At 41.3% G+C, this 23869-nt stretch carries 18 protein-coding genes and 1 riboswitch; of the genes, 8 read left to right on the plus strand and 10 right to left on the minus strand.

Annotation, left to right across the window (positions count from 1 at the left end; all coding sequences use genetic code 11):
- The first annotated feature begins 52 nt into the window (after positions 1-52).
- The gene (locus ACHLI0_RS09915; protein WP_490749046.1) at positions 53-523 is read left to right on the plus strand and encodes a DinB family protein; all 471 of its coding nucleotides are present in this window, start codon (positions 53-55) and stop codon (positions 521-523) included.
- A gap of 144 nt (positions 524-667) precedes the next feature.
- Here the strand turns inward: ACHLI0_RS09915 and ACHLI0_RS09920 are convergent, their stop codons facing one another.
- Entirely contained in the window at positions 668-1246 is a 579-nt protein-coding gene (locus ACHLI0_RS09920) for a DJ-1/PfpI family protein (RefSeq protein ID WP_008764057.1), read from the minus strand.
- A gap of 226 nt (positions 1247-1472) precedes the next feature.
- Here ACHLI0_RS09920 and ACHLI0_RS09925 point away from each other — a divergent pair, with 226 nt between their 5' ends.
- The gene (locus tag ACHLI0_RS09925) at positions 1473-2420 is read left to right on the plus strand and encodes an AraC family transcriptional regulator (protein ID WP_490749047.1); all 948 of its coding nucleotides are present in this window, start codon (positions 1473-1475) and stop codon (positions 2418-2420) included.
- Positions 2421-2600: 180 nt separating this feature from the next.
- Here the strand turns inward: ACHLI0_RS09925 and ACHLI0_RS09930 are convergent, their stop codons facing one another.
- Complete coding sequence (locus ACHLI0_RS09930) at positions 2601-4163, minus strand: DUF3857 domain-containing protein (protein ID WP_490749048.1); 1563 nt, start codon at positions 4161-4163, stop codon at positions 2601-2603.
- 6 nt (positions 4164-4169) lie between these two features.
- A complete protein-coding gene (locus ACHLI0_RS09935) occupies positions 4170-6125 on the minus strand; it encodes a DUF3857 domain-containing transglutaminase family protein (RefSeq protein WP_490749049.1) in 1956 nt (651 codons plus the stop codon).
- A 532-nt stretch (positions 6126-6657) separates the two neighbouring features.
- On the opposite strand from ACHLI0_RS09935, the gene ACHLI0_RS09940 reads away from it, so the two are divergent.
- Both ACHLI0_RS09940 and ACHLI0_RS09945 read left to right on the plus strand, forming a co-directional pair.
- The gene (locus ACHLI0_RS09940) at positions 6658-7083 is read left to right on the plus strand and encodes a DUF3788 domain-containing protein (protein WP_490749050.1); all 426 of its coding nucleotides are present in this window, start codon (positions 6658-6660) and stop codon (positions 7081-7083) included.
- A gap of 299 nt (positions 7084-7382) precedes the next feature.
- The gene (locus ACHLI0_RS09945) at positions 7383-7541 is read left to right on the plus strand and encodes a hypothetical protein (RefSeq protein WP_155249858.1); all 159 of its coding nucleotides are present in this window, start codon (positions 7383-7385) and stop codon (positions 7539-7541) included.
- A 46-nt stretch (positions 7542-7587) separates the two neighbouring features.
- Here ACHLI0_RS09945 and ACHLI0_RS09950 read toward each other — a convergent pair whose 3' ends face one another.
- From ACHLI0_RS09950 to ACHLI0_RS09965, 4 genes are all read right to left on the minus strand, one after another.
- The gene (locus tag ACHLI0_RS09950; protein WP_490749051.1) at positions 7588-8961 is read right to left on the minus strand and encodes an MATE family efflux transporter; all 1374 of its coding nucleotides are present in this window, start codon (positions 8959-8961) and stop codon (positions 7588-7590) included.
- Positions 8962-9115: 154 nt separating this feature from the next.
- Positions 9116-10564 carry a glycosyl hydrolase family 28 protein gene (locus ACHLI0_RS09955; RefSeq protein WP_490749052.1) on the minus strand — a complete coding sequence of 483 codons (1449 nt, stop codon included), beginning with the start codon at positions 10562-10564 and terminating at the stop codon, positions 9116-9118.
- Positions 10565-11347: 783 nt separating this feature from the next.
- Positions 11348-11875, minus strand: a complete 528-nt coding sequence (locus ACHLI0_RS09960; protein ID WP_490749053.1) for a GNAT family N-acetyltransferase — start codon at positions 11873-11875, stop codon at positions 11348-11350.
- Between the two features lie 30 nt (positions 11876-11905).
- A complete protein-coding gene (locus ACHLI0_RS09965; protein WP_225693824.1) occupies positions 11906-12529 on the minus strand; it encodes a CatB-related O-acetyltransferase in 624 nt (207 codons plus the stop codon).
- A gap of 277 nt (positions 12530-12806) precedes the next feature.
- Here ACHLI0_RS09965 and ACHLI0_RS09970 point away from each other — a divergent pair, with 277 nt between their 5' ends.
- Positions 12807-13676 carry a 23S rRNA (adenine(2030)-N(6))-methyltransferase RlmJ gene (locus ACHLI0_RS09970; protein WP_490749054.1) on the plus strand — a complete coding sequence of 290 codons (870 nt, stop codon included), beginning with the start codon at positions 12807-12809 and terminating at the stop codon, positions 13674-13676.
- Positions 13677-13723: 47 nt separating this feature from the next.
- Here the strand turns inward: ACHLI0_RS09970 and ACHLI0_RS09975 are convergent, their stop codons facing one another.
- Positions 13724-14194, minus strand: coding sequence for an Lrp/AsnC family transcriptional regulator (locus tag ACHLI0_RS09975; protein ID WP_008763774.1), 471 nt, complete (start codon positions 14192-14194; stop codon positions 13724-13726).
- Between the two features lie 178 nt (positions 14195-14372).
- On the opposite strand from ACHLI0_RS09975, the gene ACHLI0_RS09980 reads away from it, so the two are divergent.
- A complete protein-coding gene (locus tag ACHLI0_RS09980; protein WP_490749055.1) occupies positions 14373-15659 on the plus strand; it encodes an O-acetylhomoserine aminocarboxypropyltransferase/cysteine synthase family protein in 1287 nt (428 codons plus the stop codon).
- A 124-nt stretch (positions 15660-15783) separates the two neighbouring features.
- Complete coding sequence (locus tag ACHLI0_RS09985; RefSeq protein ID WP_008763772.1) at positions 15784-16023, plus strand: hypothetical protein; 240 nt, start codon at positions 15784-15786, stop codon at positions 16021-16023.
- Positions 16024-16121: 98 nt separating this feature from the next.
- On the opposite strand, the gene ACHLI0_RS09990 is transcribed toward ACHLI0_RS09985, so the two are convergent.
- Complete coding sequence (locus ACHLI0_RS09990; RefSeq protein ID WP_490749057.1) at positions 16122-17033, minus strand: mechanosensitive ion channel family protein; 912 nt, start codon at positions 17031-17033, stop codon at positions 16122-16124.
- Between the two features lie 134 nt (positions 17034-17167).
- Positions 17168-17264: riboswitch (TPP riboswitch) on the plus strand.
- On the opposite strand from ACHLI0_RS09990, the gene ACHLI0_RS09995 reads away from it, so the two are divergent.
- Positions 17265-19496, plus strand: a complete 2232-nt coding sequence (locus ACHLI0_RS09995) for a TonB-dependent receptor (protein ID WP_490749058.1) — start codon at positions 17265-17267, stop codon at positions 19494-19496. It abuts the riboswitch before it with no gap.
- A 53-nt stretch (positions 19497-19549) separates the two neighbouring features.
- Here the strand turns inward: ACHLI0_RS09995 and ACHLI0_RS10000 are convergent, their stop codons facing one another.
- Positions 19550-23683: a hybrid sensor histidine kinase/response regulator transcription factor gene (locus ACHLI0_RS10000; RefSeq protein ID WP_490749059.1), complete on the minus strand. Its 4134-nt coding sequence runs from the start codon at positions 23681-23683 to the stop codon at positions 19550-19552.
- Positions 23684-23869: the final 186 nt, after the last annotated feature.

Below are 23869 nucleotides of genomic sequence, written 5' to 3' on the forward strand. Positions count from 1 at the left end.
GCATTATTGCGCAGTTGTGCAAAAGAAACTTTAAAACAGAAAGAGAGGAATTATGCCAGAGTTTGATTTTTCCCCAATAACAGAAGGGATTTATAATGTTATAGAGACAGAAGAAAAAGTATTAACCAGCCTGTCGGAAGAGACAATCACACAAAAACGTAACAGGCAGAATCGTACTATCAAACAAATTCTCGGACATTTGATTGATTCCGCCTCAAACAATCATCAACGGATGATCAGGTTGCAATACAGTAAGGACCTGCTTTTCTTTCCTGATTATCGGCAGGATAATGATCTGTGGATAGCCTTGCAGGATTATCAGCATACGGACTGGAATAATCTGATTCAGTTATGGAAATTCTTTAATCTGCATATCATTCAGGTAATAAAGTCGGTAGATCAAACGAAACTAGATAGTTACTGGTGTGACTTCGAAGGGACAAAAGTCACTTTAAAAGAAATGATAAAAGGATATTTAGATCATCTGAATCTCCATATTCAGGAAATTCACGAACTGATTTAGCAGCCTGTTTGCTATATGATATAGTAGAGTACAGAGATAAGAAGATTAATATTTTCTTATCTCTGTTATTGCAGCAGATTGAGTCATTGTATCATAAGTCAATAATCCTTCCGTACTAATTTTGATGCTTCTCCGGTTTTATTTTTAGAATCCCATAGCCTCTTTTACCAAAGACATTTCACGATGAGAAGTCAGTTTCTCCAATAAAAGAAGGGCTACTCCCGAAGCAGTTTGAGGACCATAAGAAGTGATTATATTGTCGTCCACCACTATCGGTTCATTGACGATTATTGCTCCGAAACTTTGAAGAACCTTTTGCTTGACTGCCCCTCCAAGATGATAAGTAGTCGCCTTTCTATCTTTCAGCACACCACTTTTACCGACAGGCAAAGCACCTACACAAACTGTTGCAATCCATTTCTTCCGGGCATCAAACTGACGAATCAGATTTAAAAGTTTCTCTTCATAAGCCTCTTCATAAAAGCCGAAAACCTCAAAACCTCCGGGGATGGCAAGAGCATCATATTCATCAACAGATATCTCATCAATCGTCTTATCCACCAAAACGGGAATATTAAAAGAACTGATGACTTTCTCGTTAAAACCACCTGTTACCACCTCAACATCACAGCCAAAATCTGTTTTCGCCCATCCCATCACATCAATGAAACCACTAAATTCAATCGTCTCAAAGCCTTTAGCAAGAAAAACCAGTAACTTCATAATCGTCAGTGTTATAAATTAAACAAACCGTTTATACTGCAAAGATAGGCAGATACCTCATGAAACAATAATAATCCGCTAAAAACTGCTATATTTACTCCATCTTTCACACATAAAAAGACTTCTGCAAATACAGTGTAAGGATAAAATTCACAAGATAGTTAGCAAGAATAGACAAGCAGATCTGACAGACGGCAGCTATCTTTGCGATTAAAAACCGTCTGACATGAATATACAAGAAAAAAGTAAAATAGAATATCGTTCCAGGATCAATCGGGTGATGGACTACATTGACATACATCTCGACCAGCCTCTGGAACTGAAAAGTATAGCAGAAATAGCTAACTTTTCGCCTTTTCATTTCCACAGGATATTCACATTTCTGATAGGTGAAACACCGATTGATTACATCCAACGCCTCCGGATTGAGAAAGCAGCCTGCCGGTTACGGGAAAATATGGATATTTCTATCAGTGAGATTGCCGATAGTTGCGGTTTTTGCACAGTATCCCTTTTTAGCCGTGTATTCAAAAAGTTTTTTGGTTTGACGCCAAGCCAGTTCCGTAAAATGGAGAAACCTGTTTATGCACAGGACGGAATCTTATTTAGCAAGAACGGACAAATGGTTAGCAAGAATTTGACACCCAAGCATGTATTATCTCCCCAACTTTGCAGCGTCAAATTTAAAATATCATATTTTATGGAAACAAAAATCGAAGTAAAAGAGATGCCGGACATGAAAGCTGTTTATTGCCGGCATATGGGAGCATTCAAAGAGATTGTAAAAGCGTATGAGAAACTTATCAAATGGGCAGAACCTCGTGACCTGTATATTCCGAATGTTACGAAATCGGCAACCGTCACACATGATGATCCTTCGGTAACGGAATTGAGTAAAGTGCGCCAGAGTGCTTGCATCATCGTGGAAGGAGACGTAAAAGGAGAAGGTGAAATCGGTTATCTCGTCATTCCCGGTGGGCAATATGCTGTCGGACACTTTGAATTAGGTACTGAAGATTTCGAGAAGGCATGGAACACAATGTGCAAGTGGTTTACGGAAAGTGGGTATCAGCAAGGAGATGGATGTACTTATGAGTTATACCATAACAGTCACCGGACACATCCGGAGAATAAACACATTGTGGATATTTGTATTCCGATAAAACCTCTTTAGAGGATCATCTGTCTTACCGGATAAAAAACGAAGAGGATGTGTCAAGACTCCCCTTTTAACGAAATCATCTTCGCCACAGATAGTTGTAGCGAAGATGATTCTTAATTTATGAAGGTTTCGACACATCCTCTTTGATTTGTTCAGAATGGCAGCCCCATCGGAACGATATGCCCGTCAGATTTACTTCGCAGTTTGAAATAACAGACTATTGCCATTGGTATCCATCCATTCCGCCATCAAGCGATAATACGCCGGATATTCAGTCGGAGTTATCAATTGTTTTTTCAGTTTCAAGGTACGGAATATCTCTATTTTATCCTCCGCCTTTTTCACTGTAACTTCCATGATGCCGACAGCATTTTCAATCTTTTTGTTAGTCGGCACAACCACTGGTTTCATTCCTGCATCAATCTTTACAATATAGGTATAAGCCTCATCGGGCAAATACCGCAAAAGCAGGTTAACGGGACGAGTTGTATTCAGAGCCGTCACACGCCCATCATAACTTGCCCATCCACCGCGAGCCTGCGGTAAGTCGAATTTCCGATAACCATCCGCCAAGACCTTTCCGGTTTTATCGCTCACCCGCAATGTGTCAGTTCGTGAAATAACATGAGAAACCTTCTCTAAAATTATCGGCTGAGCATTCAGATCAACTACAGAAACAAAATCCTGTATATCAGCAATCCCTTTATCAAAGAGAAACAATCTGCTGACAGCGGCAAGTCCGGCTGCATCTTTATCTTCTGTTTTAGGAAAAGCCGCTTTTATCTCCGCACGGATGCCTATCGCCTGTTGCAAGGCAGCCAACAAAGCAGCCTTCTCCGCTTCAGTTCCGTATGCCGAACGGATCACTTCGGAAGCCGGACGCAAACGGTATCCGGTTTGCGACAGGGTCAGACGGCAATTTCCTAATCCTTCTACATAAGCAGTGAGTAACTCCTTTTTTTGTTCTGTGGTTTGTGCTCCGGCAGTCAGCTTCTGTGCCAATTCGGTAACATCCTTTCCATTACTTTCCAGTTGTTGTTTTATCACTCTCAGTGCATCAGCCTTTGAAGCATAAGTGGACGCCACAACAGCCTGTACATTACCTGCCGGCAAAGAGACGTCAAGTGAATAAGGACGCGGTTGCACATTTTTCAGTGTCCAGGTCACTGTTTTCATACCACCCGCCGTTTTTACAACCGGAGCAGCTTTTCCATTCAACCATTCATAATGCAGAGGTTTGCTTTCGGGCACTGACAGCGAAAACACATATTCCCTGATTGGGGAAAGCTCTTCCACCTGCTCGCACACATCCAGTTCGGGCAGATATCCCGGACGAGTAACGACGGAGTAGTCCAGATAAATGGTAGCTCCCAATTCCAGTCCCGTATGAACGACTACCATCTCTTTCAGACCATTATAAGCCGGAGCATCTGCCGCTGCGGAAGGAAGCACCTCAAGGAGCGCATTTTCGGGAGTCTTCACAATAGTACCGTCTTTCTGACGAGTATAAGAATCGTGTATCTTCAGTGTCTGAAACTCCGGATTGTAAATGATAAAACTCTCTCCATACACACGGTTCATCGCTGCATGAGTATACAAAGTCAGCTCTTTTTGCACATGCATTTCCTGACTACCGTCAGCGTGTAACGTATAAGCCTTGGTCAACTTCCCAAATTCAGCTTCGGATACCGCTTTCACCGGAAATGCCAGAATCAGCATCGCCAGCGTAACTATATAATAATATGTATTTTTCATTCTGCTCTACTTTTTAATCACCAGATATTCACCATACGCCTTGTGGGCATTCACAGCATTGCGGAAACTTTCCCAATCAGAAGCCTCATAGACACGCTTCTTCAAAGCCAATCTATTGTGGAGCAACACTTTATTTCCTTTCTGTACCAACGAACCTTCAAAATCGGCTCCCACTCCTTGCATGGTTTCATCCTTGGCAGCACTCACTAGCTTGTATCCTGCCGGAAGCTGAATCGTTTCATCCAGTTCGACCAAACGGGAACAACCATCTTTGAAACCATACTTACGGTTTTCTACCGAAGTATCGATCCACATATAAGAACGTACCTGATTATAAAGGTTATTCATCACCATCGGACGGAAAAACATCTCGCCCTCTCCTCTCAAGGCATAATCGGGTATTTCATAACGAAAAGTGATTTTAATAGGTGCAGCCTGATAGTCTTTGGGATTTTTTCCATAGTCTACGCTCAACAATCTGGCTTTGGGAGAGATGACCAACAACTGACGTTCCATCGTGCTTTTCCATTCGCTCTGGAAGCCGGTGGTAAAGATGCGACGGATATTGCTGTCACTCTGTCCTTCGGCTGTAAGAGTAAAAGTACCGCGTAGTGTACCATCTGCTTCCAAGCGGTTGTCGGCTTTGATTCGCACATAATGATTTTCGGGAGCCGAAACCGGAGTGATACACAAATCAGAACCTTCGGGTACACCCGGCAGATAGTTCTGCTGCTGTTCGGCACTGCTCCATAACTCGCGGCAGAAAGGAACCCATGTAGGATCGAGAGGCATATACGTCCCATTGCTCAGTTTCACCACTGCCACACAATGATTAAAATGATCGGCAGGAATACTTTCTACCCGACTGCCTGCCATTGTCATGGCAGGATAGGCTTCGAAACCAGCCATGCGCAAGAACGAAATCAGTGTACCGGCTATATCTTTGCAGACTCCGCAACGATCAGTATAATTCATTTTAGTATTATGAAGTGTAAATCCTTCTCCTTTTCCCATCGAGATGCCGGAATAGCGGATGTTATCTGCCACCCAATGAGTCAGCACAGCTATTTTTTCCATTTCGGTCTTCTTGCCTTTTATCAGTTCATCTACTTTTTTCTGTGCTTCGGGCAATGGATCAAAACTACCATAATCTTCATTCACTTTATTGAACCACAACGACTTGTCTTTCCACTGGAGAGTGGAAGACATCATCAGTTTGGGAGCTGCATCGAAAAGGTCGACCATGTTTGGCTCTTTAGCGAAAGGCATCATATCATCCATCGCAAAGCTATATTTCTTGCGACCGTCTTCATAACGCATGGATGATGCGCACTCACCCTGATAGAACTGAAACTGAAGTTCCTTCTCCATCGGAATGCTTACTACATAAACCTTACGTACAGTAGGAGTATTGCTCCAAAAAGGAACAATATCATAAAACTGTCCGCGCATAGGCGGAATAAAGCGTGACTCATCTTCATTACCGGCTGCAAGCAACGCATAGGTAAAGCCTTTTTTGGCTATTTCGTAATCCACAATATCACCCGGCTGCAAGGCGCCCACTTCAATCATGATTTGTCTTGCGCCCCAATAAATGGCACGGGCAGGAGCAGCATAATCGCAGGTTTTCCTGACATCAAGTTCATCTACTTTTCCATTGGCACGATGGATGGTTACACGTTTAAATTCGGCATAAGCAGTCAAAGGGTCATAATCGTATTTAATCACCCGATTATCCACTGCTCCCCTCGGAGTCTGTACCTTTATCACTTTGCATACAGCAAACGACCCTTGTCCTGTAGGCTGGACAGATACCAATGTACTATCCAACAGTGTCACACAATCGGATGCTTCGTAAGTCTTCCCCTTCGCAGTCTGTTCATAAGATTTCCAGCTTTGAGCCAATGACGTAGCCGAAACAAGAAGGCAGTAAAGGAGTGATACTGATAGTTGTTTTCTCATGTTTTTCACTTACATTTTATTTATAGAAACAAATGTAAGTAAAATCTTTGGAATTTATTTACTTCATGCTAAAGCAATTATCTTTTTTCCTACTTGAACACAACAAATAGTTACATCACCTTACTTAAATCAACAAATACTGCATTTGAAATATTTGAATGTTCACTCCGGATTTGAATCTAGTTTTTAACCAATACTCCATTTCTCACCGAGAAATGTCCTCTTGGTTTTAAAGAAACGAGGCGTTGGTTTAAAAGAAACGCCCCGTTGGTTTTAAACCAAAAACAAGATTTCATAACCGTCTGATATACAACTTTTTGTAAAATGCACATAAACGCCCTTCAGAGCATTTTATTTTTCCCAACAAATAGATTAAAATTTAAAACTATATTTGGAGTGAAGTATGAAATATGTCTTTACATTTTAATTTTAAATCTCATGACTATAACTAAAGATGCCTATATTGGACAACGATTTACTAAAAGATCATCCTATCTTTGCGACATATATATCTGATTAAACAGTAAATACCATGAAAGAACCTTTTCAAATACCGACTTCCGAAGATATAGAGAATCTGATAGGAACAGACCTTTATGATGTATGGAACTCACTCTGCCAGCGCATCGAGAAGAGCTACGAAATGGAGCAACTTTGGAACCGTGGCGGCAAAGCGTGGACGTATGAATACAAATACCGCAAAGGCGGTAAAACCCTCTGTGCTTTATATGCGAAGGAAAAGACTCTGGGATTTATGGTTATCTTGGGAAAAGATGAACGTGCCAAATTTGAAATTCAGCGGGGACAGTTTTCAAACGAGGTACAGATGATCTATGATGCAGCTACCACTTTCCACGACGGCAAATGGATCATGTTTGAATTAAAAGACACAAAACTATTCAATGATATGGAGCGGCTTCTGCTTATTAAGCGAAAACCAAACAGAAAAGCAGAGTAAAGGAAGGAAAAGGAAGCTATTTTTTCATAGCTTCCGCTCTCATATCTTTAGGCATTTTCTCCAGTGCATACCGGTAAGCTGTACGAGGCATTGCAGAACGATGCTTCGTAACAAAATCGAATATCTCATTAATTTCTACGAGAACGATACGCCCATTCGCAGGCTACAACTGCTTCTTACCAAAAGCCCGACTGCCACAGTTACTCACACAATTGAAAAATATCCGGTTTAGATTCACCTTTTATCTCCTGCCAGGATACAAACATCCTTTTTGTATCTTTGCCGGATACAGAATAAGAATGAAAAGAGAAATCCTATATCAGAGGATAGCCGGTACCATCGCCTGGCAAACAGACACACTTTTCTATATATTAACAGGTACAGATATCCGGATAAATCAACATTTACGCACAGGAAATGAGATAAAGAGAGAGATAACAGTCAGAATACAACCGTAATACCATGCATATCTGTGAAGTAAAAAAATAAATTACAAAGAAACGATTACTCCACACGCAAAGTATTCCCTTTAATCCTTCCCAGAATTTTAGGGAACTGCCAAAAGAACAATAACGTGCAGCAGATGGCCGCAGTCGCGTCAGATATAGCCTCAGCTGCATACACTCCGGTTACTCCCATAAAGTTCGGCAAAATTAACGCCAGCGGAATCAACAGGATAACTTTACGCAACAGAGCAATGAAGATAGAGATTCGGGCCTGCCCCAATGCAACGAACATATTCTGACAGGCACGTTGCAAGCCGAAGATGGTCATACCACCCAAGAAAACGGGCATTGTCCAACGTACGGTTTCTATCAGTCTTTCATCACTGGTGAAAGCAGACGCAACCGTCGAAGGGAAAAGAATCATGAAAAGCATCAATATCAAGTTGAAAGAAAACATGGTTACCAGTACAATACGGAAGCAATCTTTCACACGCTGCTTGTCACCATGCCCGAAGTTATAACTTATAATCGGAACGAACCCTTGTGCAAATCCGGTCAACGGTACACTGGCAAACTGCATCGAACTTTGCAGAATCGTCAATGCGCTGATGTAGATATCTCCGAACTCCTTCAAGCTGCTATTGAGGACAAACCCAACCAGACTCTCCGTACTTGCCATAATGAAGGGGGATACTCCTAAAGCTAATATGGAAAGGATAATTTTCCGGTCCAGCCCCATATATCGTTTCTCCAAAGGCAGAGAGGCACGTCGGGAAAAAAGGAAACTTACCACCCACACCGCACTGCACGCTTGGGAAAGTACCGTAGCCAAAGCGGCGCCTTTCACGCCCATGTCAAACCAGAAAATAAAAATAGGATCAAGAATGATGTTCAATAAAGCTCCGATCAGAACTGAACACATGGCAATGGCAGGACGTCCCTGGGCATTGATAAAGCTATTCAACCCTGTGGATATTTCGACAAATATCGTTCCCAAGAGATAAATGGAAAGATAGTCAACCGCATATTCCAAGGTGTTTTCCGAAGCTCCTGTAAAGAGGAGAATAGGTTCCATAAAAGTATATGCGATGACAGAAGTCAGCAAAGTAAACAATATCAGCAGAACAAACCCGTTTCCCAATATCTTTCCGGCTCGTACACGGTCGCCCTGTCCGAGTGCAATGGCAGCCAGCGGAGCACCACCGCCGCCGACAATTGCCGAAAAAGAAGAAATCAGTATAATGAGAGAGGTAGTCACCCCTACACCCGCCAGCGCATCGGTGCCAATTCCCGGAATATGCCCGATGTATATACGGTCGACAATGCTATAAAGCAGATTGACAAATTGTGCAGCCACTGCCGGGAGTGCCATCTTGAAAATAAGCGGTAACATACGTTCTGTTCCCAGCCGTTCTTCGTATTTATTGTTCATTCCAAACTTCTTTTTCTAAAATCGGCTGCAACATAGATAAAAAACTTCAATTTTTATCTATATTGTGATAAAAATTGAAGTATAATCTTTCCTTCTGACCACATGACAGTTTTTGGCATGTGACGCCATTTATAACATTCTGCCTGCTTCGTTTCTATTCAAAAGATATATTTTCTACATGTTCTCCAATAAAGATACCGGCCATATCTCCGGTTTTATACCATTTTGGCTTTCCAGACATGTCGTCTGTAATCTTTCGCCCATTGACCACAAGATTCACAAACCTGATACCGGATATCTTGTGATTCTCATCATACCCTGCAATGATCGACAAGTTTTCACCCGATCCATTGTAAGTGACATCCTTAACAAGCACATTATGAATCCCTCTGCCGGTAGAGACACAATACTTCGGATTGAAACTGATTCTGAAATTCACAAGCTGTCCGTTACGAAAATCTTCAATCCGAATATTCTCGAACGTAATATTACGCACCAATGTATTGTCGCCTGGATTTATAGCCAGACATCCCTGATAATCAATCTGTTTTTCTGCCTGATCAAGAATGTCGATATTCCTAAAAGTGACGTTCTGCACCGTATCCATGCCATTCGGATCTCCATGTCCTCCGATATTGATTGGATGAGCCACGTCAGCCCAAAGTGTCGCATTTTTCACCAATACATTATTGCTTCCCCCTTTAAATCCTTGTGTAGAAGCATAAACAGCGGTACAGTCATCACTATTACGACAGAAAACCCCATCTAATATCACATTACTGCTTGAGAAGACATCCATTCCGTCGCCCCAACCATAATAGCTGATTGATTTCACATTCGTCAACTCTACCGAATCGCATTGTCCTATGGGGAGTTGCGAAACCACAATTCCGTCTATCCTGACATTTTTAGAACGTCTGACCCAAACACCGGCTCCCCTGCCATCAGGGTGTACCTCGCCTCTCCCGAAAATATTCACATCATGTGCTCCTTCCGTGAATATATTGCCATAAACACGGGCTCCCCCGTCGATATAAACAGTAGTTCCTGAAGGGACAAATAGAGTATCATTAGGAAGATTATGCACACCGGGACCAAAATAAATCAGATTGGACCCCTTTTTTTTCTTGAGAGCCCTTTTGATTTCTTTATCGGAAGGACGAAATTTATCAATCGGATTCGCAAAAAGATGAAGATTGTGAAAAATGTCTCCATTGACCTCTACCGAGAGATTACGAGGATGCGAAAGTGAGAATGTCACTGTGTCTCCAACACAATCCGGTGTTATCTTATAGCTTAAAGGACGTACTCTCGCACTATTGACTCTCTCTTTGTTGCTGATCACTCGCACATCTACCATTCCGTCAAAATCAAAATAAGCAATGGAGGCAACCTCCACGTTATGACCTTTTTCATCAACCCTATCAACTTTAACAGGATAAACGTCAACAGGCAACCACGGTCCGCTACCCTGACACACTTCCACAGAAAAATCGTTTAAGGTTTTCACCCCGGCACCAGCAGGGTATGTGACTACCTCTGCATTAAGCGAATGCATAGCCAATAACGCCAATGAAAGAAGTATCGCTTTTGGATAATTCATATTCTTTGATTTTAAATTTGATATTGAAATTTATTAACCACTCTAATTTGAATACGTTTTGACTATAAAAAGCGCCCAACAGAAGAATGAATATTTTTACTTTTATAAAATAGAGGATAGTGTCAATGAAATTAATAATATGATTATTCTACACATAGTGATTCGCCCGATATTTATTTGGTATACAAAATTATTTGTTGTGAAACATTTATTTCAAATATACCTTCTCTGTTTTTATAAATTACAAAGCTATATATAATAAATAAGAAATCAATTCTAATAATTACCTTTATATCATCATCCTGCATAATATACACTATCGGAAACAAGTTGATCGTGTATTATCATTCGAATGAAAAAACTGAATTTAAACCGAAAAGTTTGTTTTATAACGTTCATTATCAGAATCCGATAACCGGTTAAAAGCATTATGAAAAAAAGCCCGAATAACTAACCGGTTCCTTCCCTAATATTTATATTTTTATTCCTATAATTAGTTCGTTCCACTATAGTTTCCCTTGCGGACTACTATAGTAGAATGCAAAGGGAACTATAGTTCCTCTTGCGTACCACTATAGTGGCACGAATAAATATCAGGCAACGAAGTTAATAAATATAGTATAGAAAGTCTTTAGAAATCGCCATGAGATTGAAGATAGCCGGCAAAAGAGCATTATTTAAATCTTCGGAATAAATGCCATATTCGTTATAAAAAGGAAGCTCCAACAAAATCTATGTTTCATAGACCCTATCGGAGCTTCCATTCTATGTCATTATAACAGTTCAAATAACCTTCTCATACAACTTGAACCAATCCAGTCCGTAATGTCTCAACCCCAAGTCTACGGTATCAATATATTCGAATCCACATTTTTCGTATAATGAGATAGCAGGAAAGTTCTTCTCATAGACGTCCAGCCGGATGGATTTCATTCCTGAATTTACAGCCAGTTCCAGTGAAAAATCCATCAATGCCCGACCAACTCCCATTTGCAGGAAAGATGGATGAACAACAAAAGTACGTACTACAAAAATACGACTGTAATCTGCCTCTACTTTCCATCGGATATTCTCATAAGCCTCTTCCGGCTGATGGTCTAAAATGACAGAACCGGCTATCCTCCCGCGACATCTGGCAACAAACAGACTCTGATTGTTCACACCGGCAACGGCATTTTCACGAACCGGATAAATCCCCTTTATCCATCCGGGATAATTGGTAGTAGCCGATAAATGGTCATTCAATTCATCGTATAGTTTCTCCAGTTCGTCAATATCGGTCAGGGAACCGGATTCAATTATAAATTTCATACATATATTGTTTGAGGACAAAGATACTTTTTATTTCATAAGTTCCTCCATATCCCCATTCATGATATGAGGCAAATAATGAGCTATCTTATCAATACTCCAGTCCCACCATTTCAATTCCTGCAATTGCGCAATCGTATCTTCGTCAAAACGCAGCCGGATTTTCTTCGCAGGCGTCCCGCCTACTATCGTATAAGGAGGTACATCTTTGGTGACTACTGCCCTCGACGCAATAATCGCTCCGTCGCCAATATGTACACCCGCCATGACAACAGCCTCATAACCAATCCATACATCGTTTCCAATCACTATATCCCCTTTATTATCCCATGCCGAAGTGATATTTCCCTTATCCAACTGCCACTCCTCAAAAAATATAGGAAACGGATAATTCGATAAAGAATTCAACGTATGATTCGCACTATTGAAAAGAAACTTAGCTCCACAGGCTATCGAACAGAATTTCCCTATGATCAGCCGGTCTCCATTGACAGGATAATGATATAAAACATTGTTCTTCTCAAACTGAACAGGATCATTCACAAAATCATTGTATATGGTGTAGTCACCAACCTTTATATGAGGATTATTGATAACTGCATTCAGATAGACGGTCTGAAGGTCATTGGTGCGCGGATAAATATTTGTATTCATTGTAATTGCTTCTTTATAAGGTTTCTGAAATAATATAATAAAATATCGGGTGACCTATTTAGCCACAAAAGACTTGAACAACAGATTTCACCATTGTTCATCATCCATATAGAGCGAAGCTATTTACAACGTTGCCATTTCATTGCATTCAAAAAATAAGGTTCATATCACATAACAAATGTACAGGATAATTTTGGAAATCAGATGCAAGAATCTAAAAATTATCCCGTATATTTGCTGTATACCATTTATATCATCACTATAAACCTTTAGTATCATGGCAACTTATACTCATTACGGCAAACAGCCTGATGTACTGAAACATCTGATACTTTGCGAAATTCTTCGGAACGAGCATCCACAAGTCTATGTAGAAACAAATTCTGCCTGCGCTATCTACCCGATGCAGCAGACTTCGGAACAGCAATATGGCATTTACTATTTCTTAGAAAAAACGGCAGAGGAAGACAATCAAGTTCTAAAAGACTCTATCTACTATAAGATAGAAAGTGCAGAAATGCAGAAAGGATACTATTTAGGTTCCCCGGCTTTAGCAATGGAAGTATTAGGAAGACAGGCACAAAGATTTCTATACTTCGATATAGAAAAGAGTGCTTTGGATAATGTAGAACGCTATGCGAAGCAAGCGAAACTACAGACATCCGTCCGCCTATATAATACCGATTCTCTCGAAGGAGTCATGAAGTTACTGCCATCACTCCCCAAAGATTCTTTCATTCATATCGATCCTTATGAGATAGATAAGAAAGGAGCATCGGGACTAACCTATCTGGATCTATTAATAGAAGCTACCCAATTAGGGATGAAGTGTTTACTATGGTACGGCTTTATGACTCAACATGACAAAAGCCATTTGAACTCATACATCACGACCCGACTAGAAGAGGCAAGGATTAAAGACTATATTTGTGCAGAACTGATAATGAACTCTATCAGACAAGACACCGTATTATATAATCCCGGTATCATAGGCAGTGGTATCCTAGGCACTAATTTATCACAGAAATCAAATACAGCCATTCTTGATTACAGTGATATACTGGTCCGCCTCTACCAATACGCAAAATACAAGGACCATGACGGCAGCTTATACAGGGACATTATCGGCAATCCACCGGAAACTTGAGCCGAAAACAAGGAGTAGCCAAAATAGGAAATACATCAATCTTCCCACTAAATATGTATCCCATACCGGTGTTTCACTTCCGCCATCACAAACGTACTTTCCAGCGATCCCAGGCTATCGATGGTTCCCAACACATTTAGAATGAACTCCTGATAATATTTCATATTAGGAGCATGGATCTTCAGCAAGTAATCGTAGCTGCCCGATATATTATAGCATTCGGTAACTTCGGGAATATCCTGTATGATTCGGGTAAACTCAGCCGCAATGTCCCTGTTCAGCCGCCTTAACTTGACACTGCAAAAGACCACAAAACCCTGATTCAACTTTTCGGCATCCAGCACAGCGATATACTTCTTTATATATCCCCCACTCTCCAAACGTTTAAGGCGCTCGAAAACAGGAGTCGATGAAAGACTGACCCGCGCAGCCAACTCTTTGGTCGTCAACCGCGCATTCTCTTGCAAAGTACGGAGTATCTGCAAATCCACTTTATCTAATTTCTCAAAAGTATCCATAAGAAAAATATTCTTCTAACAGGTGATTTTTAAGAATAAAGCAGTTGCTTTATTCTATATAACAATACAAAAATAGCATTATTTTCTATATTTCTACTATATATTGTTCGATATATCTACACCCCATAACTTTGCAAGAAAATAAAGAGAGAATATTAAACTTAAAAAGCATACGATTATGGAAAGAAAGAATTTACACTTTGAGACATTACAGGTTCATGTAGGACAGGAACAAGCAGATCCGGCAACAGACGCACGCGCAGTACCTATTTATCAGACCACTTCTTATGTATTCCACAATTCCGCTCATGCAGCCGCACGTTTCGGTTTGCAAGATCCGGGCAATATCTACGGCCGCCTGACCAACTCCACCCAAGGAGTTTTTGAAGAACGTGTAGCCGTCCTCGAAGGAGGCGTAGCAGGTCTGGCAGTTGCCTCCGGTGCCGCTGCCATTACTTATGCTTTCGAAAACATTACTCGTGCAGGCGATCACATCGTAGCTGCCAAAACGATTTACGGAGGAAGCTATAACTTACTGGCGCATACTTTGCCCAATTATGGCGTTACCACCACTTTCGTCGATCCGAGCGACCTCTCCAACTTTGAGAAAGCGATTCAGGAGAACACCAAAGCCGTATTTATCGAAACACTCGGAAACCCAAATTCCAATATTATAGACATAGAAGCGGTGTCCGAAATTGCTCACCGTCACAAAATACCATTAATTATAGACAATACGTTCGGCACTCCCTACTTAATCCGCCCCATCGAACACGGAGCAGACATTGTAGTGCACTCCGCAACCAAATTCATTGGTGGTCATGGCAGTTCCTTGGGAGGAGTAATCGTTGACTCCGGTAAATTCGACTGGGTAGCTTCGGGTAAATTCCCACAGTTGACAGAGCCCGATCCGAGTTACCATGGAGTACGCTTTGTAGACGCTGCCGGTCCGGCTGCTTACGTCACCCGCATTCGTGCCACTTTGCTACGGGACACGGGAGCAACGATCAGTCCGTTCAATGCCTTCATCCTGCTGCAAGGGTTGGAAACACTTTCTTTGCGTGTAGAACGCCATGTAGAAAACGCGCTAAAAGTGGTAAACTTCCTGAATAATCATCCGAAGGTGAAGAAAGTCAATCATCCGTCACTCTCCAATCATCCGGATCATGCACTTTATCAACGCTATTTCCCGAATGGTGCAGGCTCCATCTTCACGTTTGAAGTAAAAGGAGGACAGGAAGAAGCGCACCGCTTCATCGACAGTCTGGAGATTTTCTCGTTGCTGGCCAATGTAGCTGACGTGAAATCACTGGTCATCCATCCGGCAAGTACCACACACTCGCAACTTAATGCGCAGGAACTTGCAGAACAGGAGATTTATCCGGGCACTGTACGTCTATCCATCGGAACGGAACATATCAATGACCTGATAGCCGATCTGGAACAGGCACTCGCCAAAATCTGACATTAGATTCTAACCTATTTGTCTGTTAAAATGTGATTGACAACAAGACGCAATGAAGATTCGGGGATTGAACTTTCCATCACTATGATACGTTATAACAATATAACATTAAAACATTGCAGTTATGGAGAAATATTTAATACACAGCAACGAACTGCATCTGATAGACGCAGGGAAAATCCACCAGGCAGTAGAGAAAATGGTGGAGTCACTCGATCTTGCCGCAGGATCAACCAGCAATTTTGATCTCTATCAGGTCGTAGAAAGCTACTTTAAGGACCTTGAAAAAAGAAGGAAAATCAACCATGTACTGGGGATCAAAGAAGACCGATATGAATTTGCTGAGGATTTCGGCATCAAATAAAAAGAAATTTTCCAATCACACCAGACAATTTGTTCATATAAAATGAGAGAGTCTCACCGAAGTGAAACTCTCTCGTTTTAGCATATATTGTATAGTGATCAGTTTCCCTGATGTACGGTAAGTTGCGGGAACGGGAAGTTGATGCCTTTTTCATTAAAGGTTTCATAAATAGTCTTGTTTATATCAAAATAAACTCCCCAGTAATCTGCCGTATTCACCCACACACGGACTACCACATTCACACTGCTGGCATCCAGCGCATGAAGGGCAATAAACGGGGCGGGATCAGTCAGAATACGCTTGTCGGCCGTCAGTATATCACGGACAATCTGCTGTACCTTATTATAATCTTCTCCATAATCCACGCCAACAATCCATTCTACACGGCGCGTTGTCTGTGTATTATAGTTTGTCACCACTCCACTGCTCATTGCACCGTTCGGTATATAAATCACTTTATTATCTCCGGTAGTCAGAATGGTGTGAAATATCTGTATTTCCTTAACCGTTCCGGAAACTCCCTGACTTTCAATCCAGTCTCCTACCTTATAAGGCTTGAAGAGCAATACGATCAGTCCGCCGGCAAAGTTCTGCAAATTACCGGACAGCGCCATACCGACAGCCACACCGGCAGAAGCCAACAGGGCTGCAAATGAAGTTGTTTCGACTCCCAAAGCACCGACTACAGAAATAATCAACAGAATGGTCAGCAGAATATTTACCAGACTCTTCACAAAAGTCTTGATGCTTATATCCACTTTTCTTCTGTCCATCAGACGTCCGACAAACCGGTTAAGCATCGAAATCAGGAAACGTCCTACGATGAAGACAAGGGTAGCAATCAGGATGCGTTCTCCGGCACGGATACCGAAATCTACCAATTGCTGGGTGATCAGAGAAAGCTTGTCCAATCCGTCCGCATTGGCTATCGCTTCTTCCATTAATTTATCTGCGGCGATTTGTGTAGAATCCGCAAGCTGTGTTGCTGTCGCCTGAAATAATAGTAGCATAATTTGATAATTATATTAAAATGAATAAATAGCTGACTTGTCATATTTCAACAAACTACAAAGTTATATTGTTTTTAGCAAATCTAAAAGTTTTTTTTGCTTTCCTCCCGCAAAAGCAGTAATTTTGCCAACGATTCACTAAGTAGGGGTGCCTTAACATGACGGGCTGAGAACATACCCATAGAATCTGAACCGGGTAATGCCGGCGTAGAGAACTAATTAATAAGCAAGATGAAAAAAATGATGATGATGGCCGTCGCCTTATTGGGCGCAGGCTTCTCTGTCCATGCACAAACGAGTGCAAAGGATAGTCTGAAAGTAATCAACCTGCAAGAAGTGCAGGTAGTATCCACACGTGCTACAGCAAAAACTCCCGTAGCATTTACCAATATAGGCAAAGCCGAACTTAAAAAAGTGAACTTCGGGCAGGATATTCCCTACCTGCTGAGCATGACTCCTTCCACACTGACCACATCGGATGCGGGATCGGGCATCGGCTATACGACTCTTCGTGTACGAGGCACTGACGGCACGCGTATCAACATCACTGTAAACGGCATTCCGATGAACGATGCCGAAAGCCACAATCTGTTCTGGGTAAATATGCCCGACTTCTCTTCTTCCGTAAAGGATATGCAAGTGCAACGTGGCGCAGGAACATCGACCAACGGCGCCGGTGCCTTCGGAGCCAGTGTCAATATGCAGACCGAAGGTGCATCCATGAAACCGTATGCCGAGTTCAACGGTTCCTATGGTTCTTTCAACACCCACAAGGAAACTGTAAAAGTGGGAACCGGACTACTGAACAATCACTGGACATTCGATGCCCGACTTTCCAACATCGGTACGGACGGATACATCGACCGCGCCTCCGTCAATCTCAACTCTTACTATCTGCAAGGAGGATATTTCGCCGAAAATACGTCTGTCAAACTGATCGCATTCACAGGAAAAGAAAAGACGTATCATGCCTGGGGATATGCCACTAAAGCAGAAATGGAAGAACACGGAAGACGGTATAACCCTTGCGGCGAATATACCGGAGACGATAATGAAAAACATTATTATGCCGACCAGACGGATAACTATCTGCAAAAGAATTATCAACTTCTTTTCAACCATACCTTCTCCACCGCATGGAATCTGAACGTAGCCCTGCACTACACCAAAGGTGACGGCTACTATGAGGAATATAAAGAAGACAGATCTTTCGTAGAATACGGCCTGAAACCTTTTACAACAGACGGAAAAGAAATTTCGGAAAGCGATCTGGTTCGCCAGAAGAAAATGGATAATAAGTTTGGCGGGGGTGTTTTCTCCCTCAATTATACCAACCACCGACTAACGACATCTTTGGGCGGAGGCATCAATCAATATCGGGGCAATAACTTCGGGAAAGTGACCTGGGTAAAAAACTACATCGGCGCACTATCTCCCGACCATGAATACTACCGCAACCAATCGAAGAAAACCGACGGTAACATCTATCTGAAAGCAAGCTACGACCTCACCGGAGGACTAAGTGCCTATGCCGACCTGCAATACCGGCACATCGACTACACCATCGACGGAGCAAATGACAAATACGACTGGAATAAAAATGCGTTGCGTCCGCTGGCCGTAGACAAGAAATTCGACTTTTTCAACCCGAAAGTCGGACTGAACTGGAATATCAACTCCAATCACCGTGTCTACGCTTCTTTCTCCGTAGCTCAAAAAGAGCCGACAAGAAATAATTATACGGATGGCGATCCCGACAGTTATCCGAAAGCCGAAAAGCTGCTCGACTACGAAGCCGGATACACATTCGCCAATCATTGGCTGACGGCAGGCGCCAACTTCTACTACATGGATTATACCGACCAGCTTGTCCTCACCGGAGCTTTGAACGATATCGGTGAAGCCCTGACAGAAAACGTTCCGGACAGTTACCGGATGGGAATCGAACTGATGCTAGGTATCAAGCCCTGTAAATGGTTCCAATGGGATATCAATGCGACATGGAGCAAAAACCGTATCAAGAATTTCGTAGAAAACATTCCCATTTACGATGGCTGGAACTTACTGGACGTCGTAAGCGTTTCTCATAAGAGTACCCGCATCGCTTTTTCACCGGATTTCCTGCTGAACAACCGTTTTGCTTTTACCTATCAAGGATTCGAAGCTGCTCTTCAATCCCAGTTTGTCGGCAAGCAATATATGACAAATGCGGAAGTGGAAGCATTGACTCTGGATAAATACTTTGTGAGCAACCTGAATCTGGCCTATACATTCAACCCCCGAAAAGTGGTGAAAGAAGTAACTTTGGGTGTGACCGTCTACAACCTCTTCAACGAAGAATACGAGAACAACGGTTGGGCATCCAGTTCTTACGACAAGGATGTGAATCACAGAATAGACTCTGCCGGATACGCTGCGCAAGCGGGTACAAACGTTATGGCCCATGTCTCTTTCCGCTTTTAACAATAATCATTCAAACAGACAAGACAGAAGCCGCCAACATGGAACGCGGCTTCTTATTTCCTCATTTTCTCTTCCATATATTTGGAAGGAAGCACCCCAAACTGTGCAACGAACTGCTTACGGAAGGAAATCATCGAATCATACCCTACCATTTCCGCCACTTCTGTCAGACTGCTATATCGCCCGCTCATGATAATAGAGGCAGCTTTACTCATCCGTACTCCATGAATCACCTCTATAATCGACAAACCTGTTTTCTGCTTAACCTTGCGATAAAGGGTCGGCTGGCTCATATTCAATTTGTCCGTCAACACTTTTATTGTAAAATTCCGGTTTGATAAATTTTCTTCTATAATCTGAAGCATTTTAGGCATAAAAACATCCTGAACATCTTCTGAAGATTCCAGTACCTCTTCATCCAACATAAGAGTTTTCGCATAAAGTTTTCTTAGCAGATCACGTTGCTCTATCAACGCTTTCACCTTCTCTTTCAATAACTCCGGATTAAAAGGTTTCATTATATAGTCATCTACCCCTATTTGTAAACTTTTCAACCGGTCAGCATCCTCTGCTTTAGCTGTTAAAAAGATAATCGGTATATGAAAAGTCCGCTTATTTTCACGAATCTCCCGACTACATTCAAACCCATCCTTAACAGGCATCATTATATCAGATATGATTAATTTAGGTATATATTTATCAGCCATAGCCACCCCTTCTTCTCCATTTTCAGCCTCAATAACATTATAATCTTCTTTAAATAGACTGCATAAATATTCTCTCATCTCATCGTGATCCTCTATGATCAACAAATATTCCTTATTATTTTTCACTCTGTTAACGGCCTCTTCCATAGTCTCATTCTTTTCCTCTACTACTTCTTCCATCGGACGTTCTTCTGCCGGACACTGTTCTAACAAATCCCCCTTCATCGGATCAGGTACCATTTCATATTCCCCCTGCGCAAAATGAGAAAGTCCCACCGGAATGTGCAGAACAAATCGGCTGCCTTCTCCAACACGACTGGTCAACGTAACAAATCCATGATGCAACCCCATCGTATGCTTTACAATATGTAATCCAAGACCAATTGATGTGGAATATTGCGGGATACGTTTTCCTGTTACAAACGAATCAAACACGTGCTGTTGCAAATCATCAGGTATCCCAACCCCATTATCAGACACTGTAACAAGGCAATAAGGCCTTCCGTCAATTTCCGCCTCTGACACAGTCAGTTCAATACGTCCATTCTGAGAAGTATATTTAAAGGCATTTGATAGCAAATTTTGAACAGCTGATTCTATTTTCGCCACATCCACCCATAAATACAAAGGCACTGTATCCACCTGAACCAAAAATTCCCGCTTCTTGACCATAGCCATTTGCAGAAAAGGATTAGCCACCCGGCTAACAATTTCCTTTATATCCGATTCTGACAAATGAAGTTTTATCATGCCTCCCTCTATCTTCTGTACATATAGCAGACGATCAACCAGTGTCTGTAGAGAAAGACAATTCTTGTGCAATCTGCTAAATGAATCAAACCAATTATCCGATGGGGTAATGGACTTCATTATATCATGTATAGGAGCAAGTATCAAAGTAAGAGGAGTTCTTAACTCATGAGCAGCATTCATAAAAAAATTCTCACGTTCTTCCCGTATATGCCGTTCTGCGTTTCTCTCCAAATTTGCAATCGTCAGTTCATGTTTCAATTGAATCATTTTTTTGAAACGACGTTGCCGCCGCAACAAACTATAGAAAATATAACCAACCAAAAATAAAACGGAGAAAATCAAAAGCAAACGAAACCAAACGGTCTGGCTCCAATGTGGAAGGATTGTTATCGGCAATGCAGTAACGTCTCCTTCCGTATTATTAGGGAACAATGTTTTGACTTCAAAAATATAATAACCGGCAGATAAATTGGTAAACGAGACCTTACCCGCTTCAGAAACAATCCAATCTTTCTGATATGGATATAACCGATAACTATATTTTTGCAAATCCTTCGAAAAAGCCAGATTATTGAAAAGGAGAGAGAAATCACGGTTTGCATTGACCAGTTCCAAATGGTCAATTGATGCAATATTTGAGTCCAAAACAACTTGCCCTTTTATCTTCTCACCTATATTGATTTGCTTATTATCGACTTCCAATCCGGTTAAAAGAGTTTTGCTGGCAATGGTGGCAGATGTCAGTATTTCCGGTTCAAAATAAGTTAAGCTCTTGTTATTTCCCCAAAATAAAGTATTCTTAAACAACATCACAGATTTATTGCTACTAGAAATATAATAGTTGTAGAAGACATGTTGTTGTCGGCTATATCTTGAGATACCGGATATACTCCCCAACCAAATACGCTTCTTCTCATCTTCCACTATACAATCTATACAATCATTACAAAGTCCATCTTTTACTGTATAAAAAGACGTTATCCTATCTTCGCCCACAGGAATGATTCCAAATCCATTTTTATAACCCACATATACAGTTCCGTCAGTACCAGTCAGTAAAGCACTAACTACACGAGCTCCTATATTTTCTTTTTCTTCATATCCATGAACCATCTTGAATGGACGAACATTGACCTGTGATAATCGTACAATACCTTTTGCTGTCCCTATCCAGATATTCCGCTGTTTATCTTCACAAATAGCAGTGACCCATGGCTCTGCATCTTCTTTCAAGGCTTCACGCAATGAGAATAATTCAAAATGACCTGTCTGCCGATCAAATAAGTACAATCCGGCAGAAGTGCATACCCAAAACCGATAACGGGAGTCAATCAGTAAGGCCACTATATAGGAGTTTACCTTTTTCCCTAAATGATTGAGCGGATATATATGGAAAGAATCGGAACTCCAGTCATAACCAATCAAGTTTCCGGAAGCATTTCCAAACCATAAATTAGAACATGAATCTTTGATTGCACAAAACACCGGGACTTCTTTTTGATTGCCCACAGGAGAAAAGTTCAGCGGTCGCGATTTAGCATAAGGCTGGTCACTACGCATAATTCCTTCATGGTAAGTGCCCAACCAAATTCGACCATCTTTGTCAGCTACCTGAGCAGAGATTTCATTATGTTTTTTGCTGTGATATTGCATATAAGAATGCTGTCTAAAGTCAAAATAGACAATCCCTCCTCCTCTAGTTCCGATCCATAGTATTCCCTCTTTATCATAATAAACAGAAATCATTCTTGTCTCTACATTCCGGTACTGCAAAAATGAGGTATTCGTATAAGGCGTTGCCGACAACTTAGAAGGATCATTTTCTTCAGGAGCTAACAGAGTATATCCATTCCAGGTTACTGCAATGTAAGAATCATTATCCAACGCAACCACCCCATACGCATCTGAATGTGATAAAGAAGACAACCTTGCATCCTCATTATACTGATAATAATCAGATTTTCCCGTGGGAATATGCAGACGAGTTACTCCACCCACTATAGAAGAAATCCAAATATATTCCCCTTCACTCATGATAGTAGTAGCATTAGCGCTAGGATTAATAGAGTATTTGAACTTCCGGACCACTTTACCTGCAATCTTATCAAAGAACAACAAATTTCCCTTATCGGTAACCAAATACAAGAAATGCCCGTCTTGTGAAGCACATAAATTCGAAAAAGATTCCCCCTCATCTAAAAAAAACGGATAGCCTGCTTCGACGGTCATCTCTATTTGTAAGTCACCTTTCACTAATTTATAATGTCGTTTCAAGCATTGCAATTGTCCGCCTTTCACTATCCAAAAAAGTGAATCCCCTGTTATTTCCATAGCACTTACAGAAATGGCCTTTTTCCCATCCTGAAAAGACGGAAGAACAAATTTCTCTTTCCGTCGATCAAAACAATATAAATACTCATTAGCTATTACCCACAATTTATCATCAGAAGTCTCTTTTATATCGGAAACATACATCCTCGCATTGTCTACACTAAAATTGCGAATCTGCTTCCCGTCATATCGACTCAGCCCATTAGTGGATCCAAACCACATAAAACGATCTTGATCCTGATAGATACAAGTAATGATGTTATCTACCAAGCCATTACTCATATTCAACTGATGTAGTTCATTATAAGGCAGAACAGCATAGAGAGAAGTAGTAATAACTAAAGAATTTATAATAGCAATCAAAACAAGGACGGTATATCGAACGGTTCGCTTCATTATATATTCATATTAGTTTAAGTGTCACAAAAATAATCAATATTATAACAGAAAGGCGAAGCAAATGATAAAAAAAGCAATTTTGAATGAAAAGATATACATGGATGAATAAAAGCATATGCTCCTGATTCCTTGAAATACCCTAAGTTTGTATCCTGAAAACCGAACGGAAAGTGTGCTTCACAA

Source organism: Bacteroides sp. RCH18, assembly GCF_058231005.1.

Excerpts from the sequence above, each read along its gene's own strand:
- ACHLI0_RS09915 (WP_490749046.1), top strand. The coding sequence starts at position 53 with ATGCCAGAGTTTGATTTTTCCCCAATAACAGAAGGGATTTATAATGTT.
- ACHLI0_RS09920 (WP_008764057.1), bottom strand. The coding sequence starts at position 1,246 with ATGAAGTTACTGGTTTTTCTTGCTAAAGGCTTTGAGACGATTGAATTT.
- ACHLI0_RS09925 (WP_490749047.1), top strand. The coding sequence starts at position 1,473 with ATGAATATACAAGAAAAAAGTAAAATAGAATATCGTTCCAGGATCAAT.
- ACHLI0_RS09930 (WP_490749048.1), bottom strand. The coding sequence starts at position 4,163 with ATGAAAAATACATATTATTATATAGTTACGCTGGCGATGCTGATTCTG.
- ACHLI0_RS09935 (WP_490749049.1), bottom strand. The coding sequence starts at position 6,125 with ATGAGAAAACAACTATCAGTATCACTCCTTTACTGCCTTCTTGTTTCG.
- ACHLI0_RS09940 (WP_490749050.1), top strand. The coding sequence starts at position 6,658 with ATGAAAGAACCTTTTCAAATACCGACTTCCGAAGATATAGAGAATCTG.
- ACHLI0_RS09945 (WP_155249858.1), top strand. The coding sequence starts at position 7,383 with ATGAAAAGAGAAATCCTATATCAGAGGATAGCCGGTACCATCGCCTGG.
- ACHLI0_RS09950 (WP_490749051.1), bottom strand. The coding sequence starts at position 8,961 with ATGAACAATAAATACGAAGAACGGCTGGGAACAGAACGTATGTTACCG.
- ACHLI0_RS09955 (WP_490749052.1), bottom strand. The coding sequence starts at position 10,564 with ATGAATTATCCAAAAGCGATACTTCTTTCATTGGCGTTATTGGCTATG.
- ACHLI0_RS09960 (WP_490749053.1), bottom strand. The coding sequence starts at position 11,875 with ATGAAATTTATAATTGAATCCGGTTCCCTGACCGATATTGACGAACTG.
- ACHLI0_RS09965 (WP_225693824.1), bottom strand. The coding sequence starts at position 12,529 with ATGAATACAAATATTTATCCGCGCACCAATGACCTTCAGACCGTCTAT.
- ACHLI0_RS09970 (WP_490749054.1), top strand. The coding sequence starts at position 12,807 with ATGGCAACTTATACTCATTACGGCAAACAGCCTGATGTACTGAAACAT.
- ACHLI0_RS09975 (WP_008763774.1), bottom strand. The coding sequence starts at position 14,194 with ATGGATACTTTTGAGAAATTAGATAAAGTGGATTTGCAGATACTCCGT.
- ACHLI0_RS09980 (WP_490749055.1), top strand. The coding sequence starts at position 14,373 with ATGGAAAGAAAGAATTTACACTTTGAGACATTACAGGTTCATGTAGGA.
- ACHLI0_RS09985 (WP_008763772.1), top strand. The coding sequence starts at position 15,784 with ATGGAGAAATATTTAATACACAGCAACGAACTGCATCTGATAGACGCA.
- ACHLI0_RS09990 (WP_490749057.1), bottom strand. The coding sequence starts at position 17,033 with ATGCTACTATTATTTCAGGCGACAGCAACACAGCTTGCGGATTCTACA.
- ACHLI0_RS09995 (WP_490749058.1), top strand. The coding sequence starts at position 17,265 with ATGAAAAAAATGATGATGATGGCCGTCGCCTTATTGGGCGCAGGCTTC.
- ACHLI0_RS10000 (WP_490749059.1), bottom strand. The coding sequence starts at position 23,683 with ATGAAGCGAACCGTTCGATATACCGTCCTTGTTTTGATTGCTATTATA.